General features: G+C 73.6%; 12 protein-coding genes and 1 riboswitch. Of the genes, 7 read left to right on the top strand and 5 right to left on the bottom strand.

Annotation, left to right across the window (positions count from 1 at the left end):
• The first annotated feature begins 145 nt into the window (after positions 1-145).
• Together ACZ6EM_RS24685 and ACZ6EM_RS24680 are read left to right on the top strand one after the other, a co-directional pair.
• Entirely contained in the window at positions 146-1,021 is an 876-nt protein-coding gene (locus ACZ6EM_RS24685) for an AraC family transcriptional regulator (protein ID WP_465773244.1), read from the top strand.
• A 217-nt stretch (positions 1,022-1,238) separates the two neighbouring features.
• Positions 1,239-2,003, top strand: coding sequence for a VOC family protein (locus tag ACZ6EM_RS24680; protein ID WP_452177905.1), 765 nt, complete (start codon positions 1,239-1,241; stop codon positions 2,001-2,003).
• On the opposite strand, the gene lnt is transcribed toward ACZ6EM_RS24680, so the two are convergent.
• Positions 1,979-3,586 (bottom strand): apolipoprotein N-acyltransferase, encoded by a 1,608-nt coding sequence (gene lnt, locus ACZ6EM_RS24675; protein ID WP_465773243.1) that lies wholly within the window; start codon positions 3,584-3,586, stop codon positions 1,979-1,981. The two genes, ACZ6EM_RS24680 and lnt, sit on opposite strands and share 25 nt — an antisense overlap.
• Positions 3,587-3,665: 79 nt before the next feature.
• A complete protein-coding gene (locus tag ACZ6EM_RS24670) occupies positions 3,666-3,800 on the bottom strand; it encodes a hypothetical protein (protein ID WP_401044857.1) in 135 nt (44 codons plus the stop codon).
• A gap of 242 nt (positions 3,801-4,042) precedes the next feature.
• On the opposite strand from ACZ6EM_RS24670, the gene ACZ6EM_RS24665 reads away from it, so the two are divergent.
• Entirely contained in the window at positions 4,043-5,080 is a 1,038-nt protein-coding gene (locus ACZ6EM_RS24665; protein ID WP_465773242.1) for a tetratricopeptide repeat protein, read from the top strand.
• Positions 5,081-5,107: 27 nt separating this feature from the next.
• Here the strand turns inward: ACZ6EM_RS24665 and cobN are convergent, their stop codons facing one another.
• A complete protein-coding gene (gene cobN / locus ACZ6EM_RS24660; RefSeq protein ID WP_465773241.1) occupies positions 5,108-8,731 on the bottom strand; it encodes a cobaltochelatase subunit CobN in 3,624 nt (1,207 codons plus the stop codon).
• A complete protein-coding gene (locus ACZ6EM_RS24655) occupies positions 8,728-8,904 on the bottom strand; it encodes a hypothetical protein (protein WP_380539474.1) in 177 nt (58 codons plus the stop codon). Before ACZ6EM_RS24655 ends, cobN begins: the two co-directional genes overlap by 4 nt.
• A 47-nt stretch (positions 8,905-8,951) precedes the next feature.
• A riboswitch (cobalamin riboswitch) is annotated at positions 8,952-9,037 on the bottom strand.
• Between the two features lie 325 nt (positions 9,038-9,362).
• On the opposite strand from ACZ6EM_RS24655, the gene ACZ6EM_RS24650 reads away from it, so the two are divergent.
• From ACZ6EM_RS24650 to ACZ6EM_RS24640, 3 genes are read left to right on the top strand one after another with little or no spacing between them, the layout of a single operon-like run.
• Positions 9,363-10,730, top strand: a complete 1,368-nt coding sequence (locus ACZ6EM_RS24650) for a hypothetical protein (protein ID WP_465773240.1) — start codon at positions 9,363-9,365, stop codon at positions 10,728-10,730.
• On the top strand, positions 10,727-11,353 hold the full coding sequence (locus ACZ6EM_RS24645) for a precorrin-8X methylmutase (protein ID WP_359901678.1): 627 nt from the start codon (positions 10,727-10,729) through the stop codon (positions 11,351-11,353). The genes ACZ6EM_RS24650 and ACZ6EM_RS24645 overlap by 4 nt, the downstream gene beginning before the upstream one ends.
• The gene (locus tag ACZ6EM_RS24640; protein WP_465773239.1) at positions 11,350-12,867 is read left to right on the top strand and encodes a precorrin-2 C(20)-methyltransferase; all 1,518 of its coding nucleotides are present in this window, start codon (positions 11,350-11,352) and stop codon (positions 12,865-12,867) included. The genes ACZ6EM_RS24645 and ACZ6EM_RS24640 overlap by 4 nt, the downstream gene beginning before the upstream one ends.
• 121 nt (positions 12,868-12,988) lie before the next feature.
• Here the strand turns inward: ACZ6EM_RS24640 and ACZ6EM_RS24635 are convergent, their stop codons facing one another.
• On the bottom strand, positions 12,989-14,728 hold the full coding sequence (locus tag ACZ6EM_RS24635) for a TIGR03767 family metallophosphoesterase (protein WP_465773238.1): 1,740 nt from the start codon (positions 14,726-14,728) through the stop codon (positions 12,989-12,991).
• Positions 14,729-15,060: 332 nt separating this feature from the next.
• Between ACZ6EM_RS24635 and ACZ6EM_RS24630 the strand changes: the two genes are divergently transcribed.
• Positions 15,061-16,293 (top strand): cobalt-precorrin-5B (C(1))-methyltransferase, encoded by a 1,233-nt coding sequence (locus ACZ6EM_RS24630; protein ID WP_465773237.1) that lies wholly within the window; start codon positions 15,061-15,063, stop codon positions 16,291-16,293.
• The last annotated feature ends 47 nt before the right edge of the window (positions 16,294-16,340 follow it).

The following is a 16,340-nucleotide window of genomic DNA, read 5'->3' as shown; positions in this document are numbered from 1 at the left end:
CGCCGCCGAGGCAGCACCGCCGAATCCGAGCCGCCGACGGCCGTCACCCGACGATCGGTACCCGACCGGAGCGGGCACCGATTGTCGGGTGCGGCAGGGTGGGGCCTTCCTACGGTGAGTGTCACAAGGGAAGGGCGGGGTTGGCGTGCTGGAGCACCTGAACCGGGCGATGGACCGGATCGAACGAGACCTGGACCGCGAGGTCGACGTGGCCGAGCTGGCGCGGATCGCGATGACGTCGGAGTACCACTTCCGGCGGCTGTTCTCGATGCTCGCCGGGATGCCGCTGTCGGAGTACGTCCGGCGTCGGCGGCTCACCGTCGCCGGGGCCGAAGTCCTCGACGGTGAGCGGACGTTGCTCGACATCGCGGTCCGGTACGGGTACTCCTCGGGGGAGGCGTTCGCCCGGGCGTTCCGGGCCATGCACGGAGTCGGGCCCGGCGAGGTCCGGCGCGACGGTGCGGTGCTCGTCTCCCAGCCCCGGATGTCCTTCCGACTCGTCGTGGAGGGGAGCAGCAGCATGGAATACCGGATCGTGGAGAAGCCGGACTTCCGGATCGTCGGCAAGAAGGCCCGGGTCACCCTGATCTACGTGGGGATCAACCCGGGGATCGCCGAGTTCATCAAGGGGCTCGACAAGGACACGGTCGCTCGGATCGCGGCCCTGTCCGGGGACGACCCGGCCGGGATCCTGTCGGTGAGCGACGACTTCTCGCCGAACCGCGAGGAGGGGTCCGAACTCGACTACTGGCACGCGGTGGTGGCGCGCGACGGTGTCGCCGTCCCGGCGGATCTGGACGTGCTCGACGTCCCGGCCGGCACCTGGGCGGTGTTCACCAACACCGGGCCGTTCCCGCAGGCCCTGCAGGAGATGTGGGGGGACGTGGCGAGCCAGTGGTTCCCGTCCAACCCGTACGAGGCTCGGCCGGGTCCGGAGGTCCTCCGGGTCCGCCCCGTGCCGGGGACGGGCGACGCCGAGGCGGAGCTGTGGATCCCGGTGGCACGGGCCGTACGCAGCTGACGGATGGCGGGCGGCAGCCGACAGATAACCGATGACGAATGACAGATGACAGCTGACAGATTTCGAAATCTGTCAGCTGTCATCTGTTCGTCCACCCCGTTCGGCCCACCACCGCCCGCCAAGCTCCGCCCCCGCCCCGCATGCTGGGGCGGGAGGTGCGGGGGCCGAGGCGCCGAAAAACCCGGGAGTTCCCGAGCAAGCTGCGAGGACAGACGCCATGAAGCAGACCTCCGTGACCACCAACGCCCCCTGCTGGACGGAGCTGGGCACCTCCGACCCGCCCGCCGCCCTGGCCTTCTACACCGAGCTCTTCGGCTGGCAGGTGGACGACACGGCCCGCCCCGGGCACGGCGACTACACCCAGATGCTGGTCGGGGGCGCCCCGGCCGCCGCCATCACCCCGCGCTACGCCCCCCAGCAGCCGATCGCCTGGACGGTCTGCATCGCGGTCGCCGATGCCGACGCCACCGCCGCGAGGGTCAAGGAGTCCGGCGGCCGGGTCCTGAAGGACCCCACCGACGTCTCCGACTTCGGCCGCTTCTCGGTGGCCGCCGACCCCTCCGGCGCGGTGCTCATCGTCTGGCAGGCCCGCGCCTTCCGGGGCGCCGGGGTGTTCAACGAGCCCGGCTCGCTCGGCTGGGTGGAACTGCTCACCCGTGACCCGGCCGGCGCGCTCGCCTTCTACCCGAAGGTCTTCGGCTGGTCCGTCGCCCCGTCCGAGCACTACCCCCAATGGGGTCTGGACGGACGGGACTTCGGCGGCATGCTGACGATGGACGACCGCTTCCCGCCCCAGGTGCCGCCGCACTGGCTGCCGTACTTCGCGGTCGCCGACGTCGACAACACCGTCGGTCGGGCGACGGCGCTCGGCGGGGACGTCCTGATGCCCGCCACCGGACTGCCGGGGGGACGGCGGATCGCCGTGCTGCGCGACCCCCAGGGCGCCGCGTTCGGGGTCTACGCCGCCGGCGCCGAGGGCTGACCGGCCCGCCGGGCGACGCGCGAGCGCCGCCACCCGGCCACGGCCACCAGCGCCGCCCCCGCCGTGACCAGCAGCGCCCCGAGCGGCACCACGTCGCCGATCCGGTCGTACCAGGTCAGGGTTCCGGGCGCGGTGAGCGGCAGCCGGACGCTCAGCGCGCCGGTGCCGCCGGTGCCGAGCCGGGCGAGTTCCCGGCCCTGGGCGTCGAAGGCGGCCGAGACCCCGGTCAGCGAACCCTGCACGGCCGGCCGCCCCGTCTCGGCGGCCCGGATCGCCGCCAGCGAGACGTGCTGCTCGGGCGCCCAGGTGCGCTGGAAGGTCGAGGTCGAGGACTGGTAGACCAGCACCCGGGCGCCGTCCCGGGCGGCGGTGCGGGCCATGTCGGGGAAGGCCGACTCGAAGCAGATCAGCGCCCCGACGGGCAGCGGCACGCCTGCCCGGTCGGTGGCGGGCAGGACGTGGAAGGACGTGCCGGGCGCCCGGTTCTCGCCCGCCGCCCGGCTGACCCCGGCTATCCAGCCGAGCGCCGGCCGCAGCGGGATGTACTCGCCGAACGGCACCAGCCGGATCTTGCGGTAGCGGTCCACCACGCCGGCGGGGGAGACCAGTACCGCGTCCTTGGAGATCCGCCCGTCCGCCTTGCGCGCGTCCTCCCCGGCGACGACCTCGGCGCCGGTGGTCGCGGCGAGCCCGCGCAGCGTGTCCAGCGCGGCCGGGTCGCGGTCCAGGTCGGCGGTGGTGCTGCTCTCGCCCCACACGACCAGGTCCACCGGCTGCCCGACGAGTCCGGCCGTGATCCGCGCGCTCGCCTCGAACCGGGCCTTGGGGTCCTCCACGATGCCGGGCTGGACCAGTGCCACGGTCGCGGCCCCGTCTCTGGCGGGCGCCTCGCGCAGTGCGAACAGCAGCGGGCCGGAGGCCAGCACCAGCACGACGGAGCCGGCGGCGACGGCCCGCGGCCGCCGGTGCACCGCGGTCAGCGCGATCAGCACCCCGGTGTTCACCGCCGCCACCGCCGCACTGACCAGCCAGATCCCGCCGGCCGAGGCCAGGGCGAGGATCGCCGGGTGCCGCCACTGGGTGGCGCCGAGCAGCGCCCACGGGCCGCCGAGCGCGGGCCAGGACCGCGCGTACTCGGTGGTCACCCAGACCGCGGGGACGACCAGGAGCGCCAGGAGCGCCCGCCGGGCGGAGAGCCGGGGGTGCAGCAGCCGGTGCACGGTGTACCCGACGCCGCTCTGGAGCGCCCCGAGCAGCACCGCGAGCACCGGCAGCCCCGGCCCGATGGACGGGACCAGCCAGGACATCGCCGCGAGGATGAACCCCGCCCCGAACCACCAGCCGCGCACCGCCGCCTCCCGGCCCGACGGCGCCCGCTGCATCAGCAGCAGCCCGGGCACCAGCGCGATCCACGCCAGCCACGCCTGCCCGGGTTCGGGGAAGGCGAGCACCGGAACCGCTCCGGCCGCCAGCGCACCGATCCGCCCCCGGTACCGGTGCGGCGCGTGCGGCTCCCGCCCCTCGGTGGGGGTCGTGGTCGTCGTGGTCGGAGCAGGGCTGGTGGGAGCGGTGCGGCGCGACATGCCCCGTATTGTCCGCTCGGACCGCCCTCGGTGCCAGATGGCCGCACACGAGGCCGACGCGGATCGGCGGGTCGGCGAATCATCGGAACAACTGGATCACCCCCGAAATCACCTGCGTGAGGAGATTGGCCGCGGAAAGGAGGCTGATCGCGACTTTGATGCGCTCGTGGAGTTTCCCGTTCCCGGCCGTGCTGGTTTCGGTGTTCGTCGTCATGCTTCAAATCTGGTGTACCGGGACGTGTCGAATACGGGGCCGGGCAAAGCGTTACCGAGTGATACGTGGCGGGACCCGGCGGGACGGGAGTGGTGTAACGTTTTACGAGGGATTACGGAAAAAGGGGGCAATACGTGCAAAATGGTGGAGCGCTCGCCGACCTGACCATGCGACTTCGTGAGCTGCACCTCAACGCCGGCGAGCCCAGCACCCGCCGGATCGCCGCCGGGACCGCTGGCGCGGTGAGCCACAGCACCGTCCACCAGGCGCTGACCGGCAAGCGCCTGCCCCGGTGGGGCGCGCTGGAGCTGATCGTGGAGGCGCTCGGGGGAGATCCGGAGGAGTTCCGCGCCGCCTGGAAGTCCGCTCGGCTTCAGGAGGACCGCCCGGAGGAACCAGCCGACCGGGCGACGCCCACGGACAGTCGCCGCTATCGGCTGTCGGAAGGGACGGAAACAGGTCTGGGGAGGCAGCGCATTGCGTACCGCATCGCCGAGAGGATGCTCGACTCCGGAAATCCTCAAGAAGCTGCGAAATTCCTGAAGAAGGAATTCGAAGGGAGCCCTCGGAGCCCGTTGACGGTGTTGTACCTGCGCGCTCTGGCCAAGTCGAATGACAGCGGGATCACAGCTGTTCTGAAGGTGCTCCGGGGCGTGGACATGGAGTCGGCGGACGCGGCCGAAGCGGTCGCCGATTACCTGGAGGACCACCTCGGGGACGTCGAGGCGTCGCTCGGACACATGCTGAACGCCCTTCGGCTCGACCCCGGCAACGGGCTGTACGCCTGGTCCGTGGCGGGCTATCTCGACTACCTGAACCGTCCCGAGGAAGCTCTGCCGTACTACCGGCGGGGCGCTGAGCTCTTCCCGACCGACAACCTCTGCGTGGCCGGCTGTGCCAGGGCGTTGGTCAAGGCCGGCCGGTTCGCCGAGGCCGAGCGGGTCGCCCGGTCGTCGGGCAGCGATGACATCGAGGTCAAGGAGTGGCTCGCCCAGGCCCTGGCACTCCAAGGGAAGTTCGACGAGGCGGAGCAGGAGCTGCGCCCGTTGACGGACCGGGCGTACATCGCAGAGATCCTGGCCCGGATTCTGCTGACCGCCGGGAGGTACGACGACGCGCTGAAGCTGGTGGAACGACGCGTCGACGACGACCACGTCGGTCTCGCCTTCCAGGCCACCTACCTGGACGTCCTGATCGCCGCCGGCCGGACCGGGGAGGCCGACCGCTGGCGGGCCCGCCTCGAAACGCAGTGGTGGGAACGCGAAGGCCGCCGGTCCTGACTCCGGCGGCCTCCGCTCAGCGGGGCGTCAGTCCTCGCCGCCCTCCAGGTCACCCTCGGTCTCCAGGAACGCGGCCTGCAGCTGCTCGATCAGCCGCGGGTCCGGCTGCTCCCACAGCCCGCGGCTCGCCGCCTCCAGCAGCCGCTCGCTGATCCCGTGCAGCGCCCACGGGTTGGCGCCCGCGAGGAACTCCCGGTTGACCGGGTCGAGGACGTACTCCTGGGTCAGCTTCTCGTACATCCAGTCCGCGACCACGCCCGTGGTGGCGTCGTAGCCGAACAGGTAGTCCACCGTCGCGGCCATCTCGAAGGCGCCCTTGTAGCCGTGGCGGCGCATCGCCTCGATCCAGCGCGGGTTGACCACCCGGGCGCGGAAGACGCGGGCGGCCTCCTCGGTCAGGGTGCGGGTGCGGACCGTCTCCGGGCGGGTCGAGTCGCCGATGTAGGCGGTCGGCGCCTTGCCGGTGAGGGCGCGCACGGTGGCCACCATGCCGCCGTGGTACTGGAAGTAGTCGTCCGAGTCGGCGATGTCGTGCTCACGGGTGTCGGTGTTCTTCGCGGCGACGGTGATCCGCTTGTACGCGGTCTCCATCTCCTCGCGCGCCGGGCGCCCGTCCAGCCCGCGGCCGTACGCGTAGCCGCCCCAGACCGTGTACACCTCGGCCAGGTCGGCGTCGGTGCGCCAGTCCCGGCTGTCGATCAGCTGCAGCAGGCCCGCCCCGTACGTGCCCGGGCGGGAGCCGAAGACCCGGACGGTGGCCTTGCGCTCGTCGCCGTGCACGGCGAGGTCGGCCTGGACGTGGGCGCGCACGTAGTTCGACTCGGGGGACTCCTCCTGGGCGGCGGCCAGGCGCACCGCGTCGTCCAGCAGGGCGACGACGTGCGGGAAGGCGTCCCGGAAGAAGCCGGAGATGCGCAGCGTGACATCGATGCGCGGGCGGCCCAGCTCCTCCAGCGGGATCGGCTCCAGGCCGGTGACCCGGCGCGAGGCGTCGTCCCAGACCGGGCGCACGCCGAGCAGGGCGAAGGCCTCGGCGATGTCGTCGCCGGCCGTGCGCATCGCGCTGGTGCCCCAGAGCGAGAGCCCGACCGAGGGCGGGTAGGCGCCGTCGTTGTCGGCGGTGTACCGCTCGACCAGCGAGGTGGCGAGGGCCTGGCCGGTCTCCCAGGCGAGCTTGCTGGGGACGGCCTTCGGGTCGACGGAGTAGAAGTTGCGGCCGGTCGGCAGCACGTTGACCAGGCCGCGCAGCGGCGAGCCGGACGGGCCGGCCGGGACGAAGCCACCCTGGAGCGCGTGCAGCACGGCGTCCAGCTCGTCGGTGGTGGCGGACAGCCGCGGCACCACCTGGGTGGCGGCGAAGTCCAGCACCTGGCGGACGGCCTCCTGGACGGTCTCCGGCAGCTCGGCGGTGACCTTCTCGACCGCCTCGGGCGCCCAGTCCTCCGCCTCCATGGCCTCGACCAGGGCGCGCGCCTTGGCCTCGGCCGCGTCGGTGGCGCCGAGGGTGAGCGCCGCCTCGTCCAGGCCGAGCGCCTCGCGCAGGCCGGGCAGGGCGCTGACGCCGCCCCAGATCTGCCGGGCGCGCAGGATGGCGAGCACGATGTTGACCCGGTCGGTGCCGGCCGGAGCCTGGCCGAGGACGTGCAGACCGTCGCGGATCTGGGCGTCCTTGACCTCGCAGAGCCAGCCGTCGACGTGCAGCAGGAAGTCGTCGAAGCCGTCGTCCTCGGGGCGCTCGTCCAGGCCGAGGTCGTGGTCGAGCTTGGCGGCCTGGATCAGGGTCCAGATCTGGGCGCGGATCGCCGGCAGCTTGGCCGGGTCCATCGCGGCGATGTTGGAGTGCTCGTCCAGCAGCTGCTCCAGGCGCGCGATGTCGCCGTAGGAGTCGGCGCGGGCCATCGGCGGGACGAGGTGGTCGACGAGCGTGGCGTGGGCGCGGCGCTTGGCCTGGGTGCCCTCGCCCGGGTCGTTGACCAGGAAGGGGTAGACCAGCGGCAGGTCGCCGAGGACGGCGTCCGGGCCGCACTCGGCGGACAGCGCGGCGGTCTTGCCGGGCAGCCACTCCAGGTTGCCGTGCTTGCCGAGGTGGATCACCGCGTGGGCGCCGAAGCCGCCGTCCTCCTGGGCGGCCTCGATCCAGCGGTAGGCGGCCAGGTAGTGGTGGCTCGGCGGCAGGTCGGGGTCGTGGTAGATGGCGACCGGGTTCTCGCCGAAGCCGCGCGGCGGCTGGATCAGCACGAGCAGGTTCCCGGAGCGGATCGCGGCCAGCACGATGTCGCCGTCCGGGTTCTGCGAGCGGTCGACGTACAGCTCGCCGGGGGCCGGGCCCCAGTGCTCCTCGACCTGCTGGCGCAGGCCCTGCGGGAGGGTGGCGTACCAGCGGCGGTAGTCGGCCGCGGGGATGCGCACCGGGTTGCGGGCCAGCTGGTCCTCGGTGAGCCAGTCCTGGTCGTAGCCGCCGGCCGCGATCAGGGCGTGGATCAGCGCGTCGCCCTCGTGGCCGCCCTCGCCGTCGTCGAACGAGGGGAGGTCGTTCCCGAGGTCCATGCCCTCCGCGCGCAGCCGCTCCAGCAGCCGCACCGCACTGGCCGGGGTGTCCAGGCCGACGGCGTTGCCGACCCGGGCGTGCTTGGTCGGGTACGCGGACAGCACCAGGGCGAGGCGGCGCTCGGCGGCCGGAACGTGCCGCAGCCGGGCGTGCTTGACGGCGGTGCCGGCGACCCGGGCGGCGCGCTCCGGGTCGGCGGCGTAGACGGTGAGGCCGTCCTCGTCCAGCTCCTTGAAGGAGAACGGGACGCTGATCAGGCGGCCGTCGAACTCCGGCACGGCGATCTGGGTGGCGGTGTCCAGCGGGGACAGGCCGTCGTCGCTGGCCTCCCACTGGGCGCGCGACCAGGTGAGGCAGAGCGCCTGGAGGATCGGCCGGTCGAGGGCGGCCAGCGCGCCCGCGTCCCAGGCCTCCTCGTCCCCGCCGGCCTGGGCGTCGGCCGGGCGGGTGCCGCCGGCGGCGAGCACGGTGGTGACGATGGCGTCGGCCTCGCCGAGCGCGGCCAGCAGCTCCGGCTCGGCGCCGCGCAGCGAGGCGCAGTAGTAGGCCTTGGCCCGGGCTCCCTGGTCCTCGACGGCCCGGCAGAGCGTCTCCACGAAGGCGGTGTTGCCGCTCATGTGGTGGGCGCGGTAGTAGAGCACCGCGACGGTCGGTCCCTCGGTCGTACGGGCTTCGCGCTCCAGCGGGCCCCAGGCCGGGGCGGAGGCGGGCGGGGCGAAGCCGTGACCGGTCAGCAGCACGGTGTCGGACAGGAAGGCGCCCAGCTCGGCCAGGTTGGCCGCGCCGCCGTGGGCCAGGTAGGCGTGCGCCTCGGCGGCGATGCCGGCCGGGACGGTGGACAGCTCCATCAGCTGGGCGTCGGGGGCCTGCTCACCCGTCAGCACGATGACCGGGCGGGGGCCGGCCAGCAGCGTGTCCAGGCCCTCCTGCCAGGCGCGGCGCCCGCCGAGCAGGCGGACCACGACGAGCTCGGTGCCCTCCAGCAGCGCGGGCAGGTCCTCGGGGGTGAGTCGGGCCGGGTTGCCGAGCCGGTAGCGCACCGGGCCCTCGGAAGCGCGGGCGCTGAGCAGGTCGGTGTCGGACGTCGACAGCAGCAGGATCATATGAAGGCCCTCCCGGCCTCGTCGGTGGCCAGGGCGGCCGGGATCTGGGCCGGGTCGGCCGCAGAGGTGGCCGGAGCGGCCGCGCGGTCGACCGGGGTGGTCGTGGCGGCGGCCGGAACGGCCGTGATGGCGGCCGGGGACGCGGGCGCGGGCATGCGACAGCGCTGGAACATGTCTGCCTTCCTCGGGGTCCGCGCCCCGGGCCGGTGGAGGACGGCAGGAGTTCCTGGCTCCCGCGGCCGACCGGTCTACCGGTGAACCGCGGTCACAGTGGCGGGACCGCACCGGGTTCGCACCGGTTTCCTCCCCTGCGCCGTCGCTGGCGTGTGGGCGGCCCGCTGGGACCGCCCGTCAGCATCGTACGGGGTACGGCTGACCTGGGGGAGAGTGAGCTTTCGGACGTTCGGGCATGCGAGGCGACAACGAGGCGGCGGTGAAGTGGCGGTGAAGCGGGGGCGAAGCGGGGCCGAAGCGCGACGAAGCGGGGCCGAGGCGGGGGGTGTAGCGGGGTCGAAGCGGGGCGCGGGGCCGGTGGTGAAGCCGATGAGGTGGTCGGGGTGCGGCCGGGGTGCGACCGAGGTGCGGCCCGGGTGTGATGCAGCGGACGGAGGCAAGCGATCGGATCATCTGTATGCTCGCCGCCATGCCACCGACACCCGACGCCACCGCGCCGGGCGCCGCAGGACCCGACCGGGAGGTGCCCGACCGGGGGCGTGCGGACGCCTGCCCCGGAGCGCTTCGTCTGCATACGGCCGACGACGGCGCCCTCGCCCGGATCCGCCTGCCCGGCGGGCTGCTGACGGATCGTCAGGCCCTCGCGCTGGCCGAGGCGGCCGAGGTCCTCGGCGACGGTGAGCTGGAGACCACCTCGCGCGGCAACGTCCAGCTGCGCGGCCTGGCCCCGCACTGCGCGGCCGAGCTCGCCGACCGGCTGCGCGCCGTCGGACTGCTGCCCTCGGACACCCACGAGCGGGTCCGCAACATCGTCGCCTCGCCGGCGGCCGGACTGGACGCCGCAGGCGGCCCCGGCAGAGCCGATGTACAGGCCTGGGTACGGGAATTGGACGCGCGACTGTGCGCGAGCGACTGGGCGGCCGGGCTCTCCGGCAAGTTCCTGTTCGCGCTGGACGACGGGCGGGGCGACGTCGCCGCGCTCGACGCCGATGTGACATTGATCGCAGGCCCGGACGGCACCCGGCTGCTGCGCCTCGGGCGAGCCGACCACGGACACCCGGTCGAGGCCGGGCAGGAGGTGACGGCCGTGCTGGACGCGGCCCGCTCCTTCCTGGCGGCGCTGCGGACCAACGGGCGCAAGGCCTGGCACCTGCGCGAGGTCCCCGACCTGCTGCCGGCCGGCCCGGTGCCGCTGCCCGCCTTCGCCGGTGCCGCGCCCGCCGTCGGCGCGCTGCCCGGCGGGCTCTCGGTGGGACTGCGCTTCGGCCGGGCGGGCGCCGGGCAGTGGCGGACGCTGGTCGCCGCCTCGGCCGGCGAACTGCGACTGACCCCCTGGCGCGGAGCGGTGCTGCCCGGCGCTCCGGCCGACCGGCTGCCGGCTCTCGCCGCGGCCGGCTTCCGCACCGAGCCCGGCTCGGCCTGGGAGCGGGCCACCGCCTGCACCGGGCTGCCGGGCTGCGCCAAGTCGCTGGCCGACGTCCGCTCGGACGCGGCCCGGGCGTTGGACTCCGGTGCCGCTGCGGCAGTCGGTGCCGCGTTGGACGCCGGTGCCGCTGCGGGGGCGGGTCTCGTGGTGGGGGCCGGTGCCGGGCCCACAGGTGTGCTGCCCGTCCACTGGTCGGGCTGTGAACGGCGCTGCGGCCACCCGGCCGGGCGCTGGGTGGACGTGCTCGCCACAGGGCGCGGCTACCGGGTGACGGTGAACGCCGCGGGAGCCGGTGCGACGGCTGCCGATGCGGGGGACGTCAAGGACGCGACGGGCGTCGACGTGACGAACGAGGAGATGGCCGAGGCGGTCGCCGAGGCCAGGAGGACCACGAAGTGATCGAGTACGAGAAGGACGGCGCGTCCATCTACCGCCAGTCCTTTGCCACCATCCGCGCGGAGGCCGATCTGGCCGCCCTTCCGGCGGACGTCTCCCAGGTCGCGGTGCGGATGATCCACGCCTGCGGGATGGTCGACCTGGTCGAGGACCTGGTGTACTCGCCCGGTGTGGTCGCCTCCGCGCGCGCCGCGCTGCACGCCGGTGCGCCCATCCTCTGCGACGTCAACATGGTCGCGAGCGGCGTCACCCGCAAGCGGCTGCCCGCCGACAACGAGGTGATCTGCACCCTCACCGACCCGTCGGTGCCCGAACTCGCCCGGAAGATGGGCAACACCCGCAGCGCCGCGGCCATGGAGCTGTGGCTGCCCCGGCTGGAGGGCGCGGTGGTCGCCGTCGGCAACGCGCCGACCTCGCTGTTCCGGCTGCTGGAGATGATCGAGGCGGGCGCACCGCGACCGGCCGCGGTGATCGGCGTTCCGGTCGGCTTCATCGGCGCCGCCGAGTCCAAGCAGGCCCTGGCCGAGCACCCGTCCGGCCTGGAGCACCTGGTGGTGCGCGGCCGGCGTGGCGGCAGCGCGATGGCCGCCGCCGCCGTCAACGCGATTGCGAGCGAAGAAGAGTGACGGAACATCAGAACTCCACGGGCCGGCTGTACGGTGTCGGGCTCGGCCCGGGCGACCCGTCGCTGGTGACCGTCCGGGCCGCCGAACTCATCGGCAAGGCCGACGTGGTGGCCTACCACAGCGCCCGGCACGGGCGGTCCATCGCGCGCTCGATCGCCGAACGGTATCTGAGGGGCGGTCAGGTCGAGGAGAAGCTGGTCTACCCGCTCACCGTCGAGACCACCGACCACCCGGGCGGCTACCGCGGCGCGCTGGACGACTTCTACGAGGAGGCCGCCGCCCGGCTGGCCGCCCACCTGGACGCCGGCCGCGACGTGGTGGTCCTCGCGGAGGGCGACCCGCTCTTCTACGGCTCCTACCAGCACATGCACAAGCGGCTAGCGCACCGCTACCCGACCGAGGTGGTGCCGGGCGTGACCTCGCTCAGCGCGGCCGCCGCCCGGCTCGGACAGCCGCTGACCGAGGCCGAGGAGACGCTCACCGTCATCCCCGGCACGCTGCCCGAGGAGGAGCTGACGGCGCGGATCGCGGCCGCCGACTCGGCCGTGATCATGAAGCTGGGGCGCACCTTCCCGACCGTCCGCCGGGCCCTGGAGCGGGCCGGGCGGCTGGCGGACGCGCAGTACGTGGAGCGGGCCTTCATGGCGGGGGAGCGGGTCGCGCCGCTCGCTGAGGTCGAGGACGGGACGGTGCCGTACTTCTCGGTCGCGGTGCTGCCGAGCAAGGTCGCGCCGCTGGAGCCGGAGATCCGGCTGTCGGAGGGCGTCGGCAGTGTGACCGTGGTCGGCACCGGGCCGGCCGGACCGCTCTGGCTGACCGCCGAGGCGCGCGGCGCGCTGTCCGAGGCCACCGACCTGGTCGGCTACACCACCTACCTGGACCGGGTGCCGGAACGGCCGGGGCAGCGGCGGCACGGCTCGGACAACAAGGTGGAGTCGGAGCGCGCCGAGTACGCCCTGGACCTCGCCCGGCGCGGGCACCGCGTCGCGGTGGTGTCCTCGGGTGACCCGGGGGTGTTCGCGATGGCCACCGCGGTGCTGGAGGTCGCCTGTGAGGAGGCGTACCGGGACGTCCCGGTGCGGGTGCTCCCGGGGATGACCGCCGCCCATGCGGCCGCCTCCCGGGCCGGCGCCCCGCTCGGGCACGACTACGCGACGATCTCGCTCTCGGACCGGCTCAAGCCCTGGGACGTGGTGGCGAAGCGGCTGCGCGCCGCCGCCGGGGCGGACCTGGTGCTCGCGCTGTACAACCCGGGCTCGAAGTCCCGGACCACCCAGGTCGGGCTCGCCCGGGACCTGCTGCTGGAGTACCGGGCACCGGAGACCCCGGTGGTGATGGCCCGCGACGTCGGCGGCCCGACCGAGCGGGTGCGGATCGTCCGGCTGGGCGAGCTGGACCCGGCGCTGGTCGACATGCGGACCGTCCTGCTGATCGGTTCCTCGCAGACCCGGACGGTCGAGCGGGGCGGCGGCGTGGAGGTCGTCTGGACGCCGCGGCGGTACCCGGAGGAGTGACGGGCGACGGATGACAGCGAACAGATTTCATCATCTGTTCGCTGTCATCCGTCAGCTGTCATCCGCCATCCGTCGACTGTCGGCCGTCACCCGTTGGCCGCCGTTCGCCGGGCCCCGGCCGTTACCGGGTCGGCTTGGTGAGCAGCAGCTCCGTGTTGTGGTCCCCGTCCGTGCCCAGCAGTGCCGTCGGCCGGCCGTTCGGGTCGTTGTACGACAGCTCGCGGTAGAGCGCCGCGAGGTTGGCGTCCGAGGTGCTGCCGAAGTCCGTCCCGTACGGTGCGGAGGACTCGATCAGCGTGGTGAACAGCGAGAGCGTGCCGTCCCCGTTGTCCGCGATCTCGATGATCCGCCCGTGCTGCGGGTAGTCGATGTGCGAGGCGGTGTTGATCTCCCAGAACGCCCGCTCCGGCACCGCGTGGCCGTGCGGCGTGATCTTGTTCATGTGGGTGTGCCCGTTCACCCACGCGACCACGTTCGGGTAGCGCTGGAGCAGCGCCACCAGCTCGTTGCCGTCGTGCCGCCCCTCGAAGATGTTGCGCGGGTCCGGCAGCAGGTTGCCCATCGTGCCGCTGGTGTGGTGGCTGAAGACGAGGATCAGCTCGTCCGTGCTCCCACCGGTCACCTTGCGCCCGTCGGCGTCGTACCAGTGTCCGCTGTGCGCCTTCAACTGCTGCTCCAGCCAGCGCAGTTGCGCGGTGCCCAGCGAACCGTCGGCGAACCCGGCCTGGTTGGTGGTGTCCAGGCTGATGCCGACCACCTTCTCCGAGATGCGGAAGGTGTAGTAGAGCTTGCCGCTGTTGGCCATGTCCGAGGTGAAGCCGTGCCCGTACGGGCCCGCGCCGGTGATCGCCGGGTTCAGGTGGGCCTTGGCGAACTCCTTGAGCGTGAACGGCCGGCGGCGATCGTCCGGGGTGATCCTGCGCACCAGGTCGCCGCTGGCGATCAGCTTCGCGAGCAGCAGTACGGCGCCCGCCGGGTCACGGCGCAGCGAGTCCATCAGCTGGGCGGCCGTGGCGTCGTCGCAGCCCTCCAGCTTGTACTGGCCGGCGTACAGGTCGTTCAGCAGTCCGAGGTCCGGCAGCGAGCCCTCGATGCTGTCGTCGTGGTTGCCGACCGTGGTGTACCAGGGCGTGCGCAGGCCGGGCGCGTCGAAGGGGCGGCCGGCGGCGGACAGGAAGCCGGGTATCTGCGGGAAGCCCTTCGCCTTGTAGCCGTCGCTGTAGGAGAGTTCGGGGTTCCAGTAGGCCGCGTTGCCGGAGTTCTGCACCCCTTCGTAGCGGCTCGGGTCACCGGTGTTCTGGGCCAGCCGGCCGCCGCCCATGACCTTGAGGTACCAGTCGAGTTCGGCGAGCTCGTGGTTGTCGGTGTTGTCGCCGGTGGCCATCACCATGCTGAACGGCATCCCGGTGTAGGGGCCGCCGGCGAGCGAGTTGACCCGCTCGACGAGGGCCGAGACACCGCGGGCGTTCAGGGCCTCCTGCGGCCGGTAGGCGCTGCCGTTGAGCTTGGCCAGGTACTCGAAGCGCACCGGGGACTCGGTGTCCACCAGGTGCAGGTCGCTGAACTGGACGAAGCTGGCGAGGCCGGTCCGGCGGTCGTCCCGTCCGGTGGTCGCCGACGCCAGGTCGCCGCGCACCATCAGCGGCCAGCCCGGTCCGGCCGTCAGCCGCTTGTAGCCACCGGTACCGACCGGGGTGGCCACCTGCTCCAGCGTGGTCCCGGTGATCCTGACCGCCCGTTCGGCCGTCGTCGCCAGCGCCCGGTCGCGCGCCGCGGCCGAGGCGAACTGCGCGCCGCCCAGCGACAAGGCCGACCAGGCGGCGGCCACCGACGTACCGGTGAGGAACGTACGCCGACTCATCCCTGCCACAAAAACCCCCACATGCTGATGGCCCGGCGGGGCGCTTCGACCCCGGCCGGGCCCACGTCTGTCATGAACCCGCTTCTGGCGGACCGCCAGATTACTCACTGGTAGGCACGGTGGGCGAGGCCCGCGCAGAGAACTCTTCGGGAACGCGGGGCAGCGGCCCCGTGCGGCTCGTGCTCGGGATTCCTCCGCACCGCGCAGGGACGCGGGTGCCGCCACCCCGGTCGGGTCCCACCCGGCCCGGTGGGGGAAAATCGGCGGCGGCGGCCGGTGTGGCCGCCGGAGCGGAGCAGGACGGCGCGGGCGCCGTCGGAAACGGGGCGCAGGTGGCCGCAGCGGGAGCCGAGGCGGGAGCCGGAGCGGGAGGCCGGGCCGGCCAGCTGAAGAGCAGCGGCCTGCGGCCCGGCTGGACGACGGGGGCCTGCGCCACCGCGGCCACCAAGGCGGCGTACACCGCGCTGCTCACCGGCGAGTTCCCGGACCCGGTGGTCATCACCCTGCCCAAGGGTCAGCAGCCCGCCTTCGCCCTCGCGGCCGAGGAACTGACCGCCGCCGAGGAGCCGGCCGCCGCCGCGAACCCCGTCGCCGGAGAGCCGGCCGGTGCGCCCGGCAAGCCCGGTGCGCCCGGCCCCGACCGGCGCATCGCCGCCATGGCCGGGGTGGTCAAGGACGCGGGCGACGACCCCGACGTCACCCACGGCGCGCTGATCCGCTCGACCGTACGGCCCGGCGCGCCCGGCACCGGGGTGGTGTTCCGGGCCGGTCCCGGGGTGGGGACGGTCACCAAGGCCGGCCTGCCGCTGCCGGTCGGCGAGCCCGCCATCAACCCGGTGCCCCGGCAGATGATCCGGGACGCGGTCGCCGAGGTGGCCGCCGCCCGCGGTGGCAGCGGGGACGTGGTGGTGGAGATCTCGGTCGACCACGGCGAGGAGATCGCCCGTTCCACCTGGAACCCCAGGCTCGGCATCCTCGGCGGTCTGTCCATCCTCGGCACGACCGGGGTGGTCGTCCCCTACTCCTGCTCGGCCTGGATCGACTCGATCCGCCGCGGGGTGGACGTGGCCCGGGCGGCAGGGCGCACCCACGTGGCCGGCTGCACCGGGTCGACCTCGGAGAAGGTCGCGGTGGCGGAGCACGGGCTGCCGGAGGACGCGCTGCTGGACATGGGCGATTTCGCCGGCGCCGTGCTCAAGTACCTCAAGCGCCACCCGGTGCCCCGGCTGACCATCGCGGGCGGCTTCGCCAAACTGTCCAAGCTCGCGGCCGGCCACCTCGACCTCCACTCGGCGCGCTCCCAGGTGGACAAGGGGTACTTGGCCGAACTGGCCCGTCGGGGCGGGGCCGACGAGGCGCTGGCCGGGGCGGTCGCGGGTGCCAACACCGCACTGGAAGCGGTGCAGTTGTGCCGGGCGGCCGGGGTGCCGCTCGGGGATCTGGTCGCCGAGGCGGCCCGGGCGACGGCGCTCGGCGTGCTGCTGGGCTCGCCGGTCGCGGTGGACGTCATCTGCATCGACCGCGCGGGCACCGTCGTCGGCCGGGCGGAGCCGCTCGGGCCGTGACACTGTCACGAGTGTCACGACGGCGCGACAACCTCACCTGGTGATGT

Source organism: Kitasatospora sp. NPDC041917, assembly GCF_055589745.1.
This window is presented reverse-complemented; position numbering and strand designations above follow the sequence as displayed.

Excerpts from the sequence above, each read along its gene's own strand:
- ACZ6EM_RS24680 (WP_452177905.1), top strand. The coding sequence starts at position 1,239 with ATGAAGCAGACCTCCGTGACCACCAACGCCCCCTGCTGGACGGAGCTG.
- lnt (WP_465773243.1), bottom strand. The coding sequence starts at position 3,586 with ATGTCGCGCCGCACCGCTCCCACCAGCCCTGCTCCGACCACGACGACC.
- ACZ6EM_RS24670 (WP_401044857.1), bottom strand. The coding sequence starts at position 3,800 with ATGACGACGAACACCGAAACCAGCACGGCCGGGAACGGGAAACTCCAC.
- cobN (WP_465773241.1), bottom strand. The coding sequence starts at position 8,731 with ATGATCCTGCTGCTGTCGACGTCCGACACCGACCTGCTCAGCGCCCGC.
- ACZ6EM_RS24655 (WP_380539474.1), bottom strand. The coding sequence starts at position 8,904 with ATGTTCCAGCGCTGTCGCATGCCCGCGCCCGCGTCCCCGGCCGCCATC.
- ACZ6EM_RS24650 (WP_465773240.1), top strand. The coding sequence starts at position 9,363 with ATGCTCGCCGCCATGCCACCGACACCCGACGCCACCGCGCCGGGCGCC.
- ACZ6EM_RS24635 (WP_465773238.1), bottom strand. The coding sequence starts at position 14,728 with ATGAGTCGGCGTACGTTCCTCACCGGTACGTCGGTGGCCGCCGCCTGG.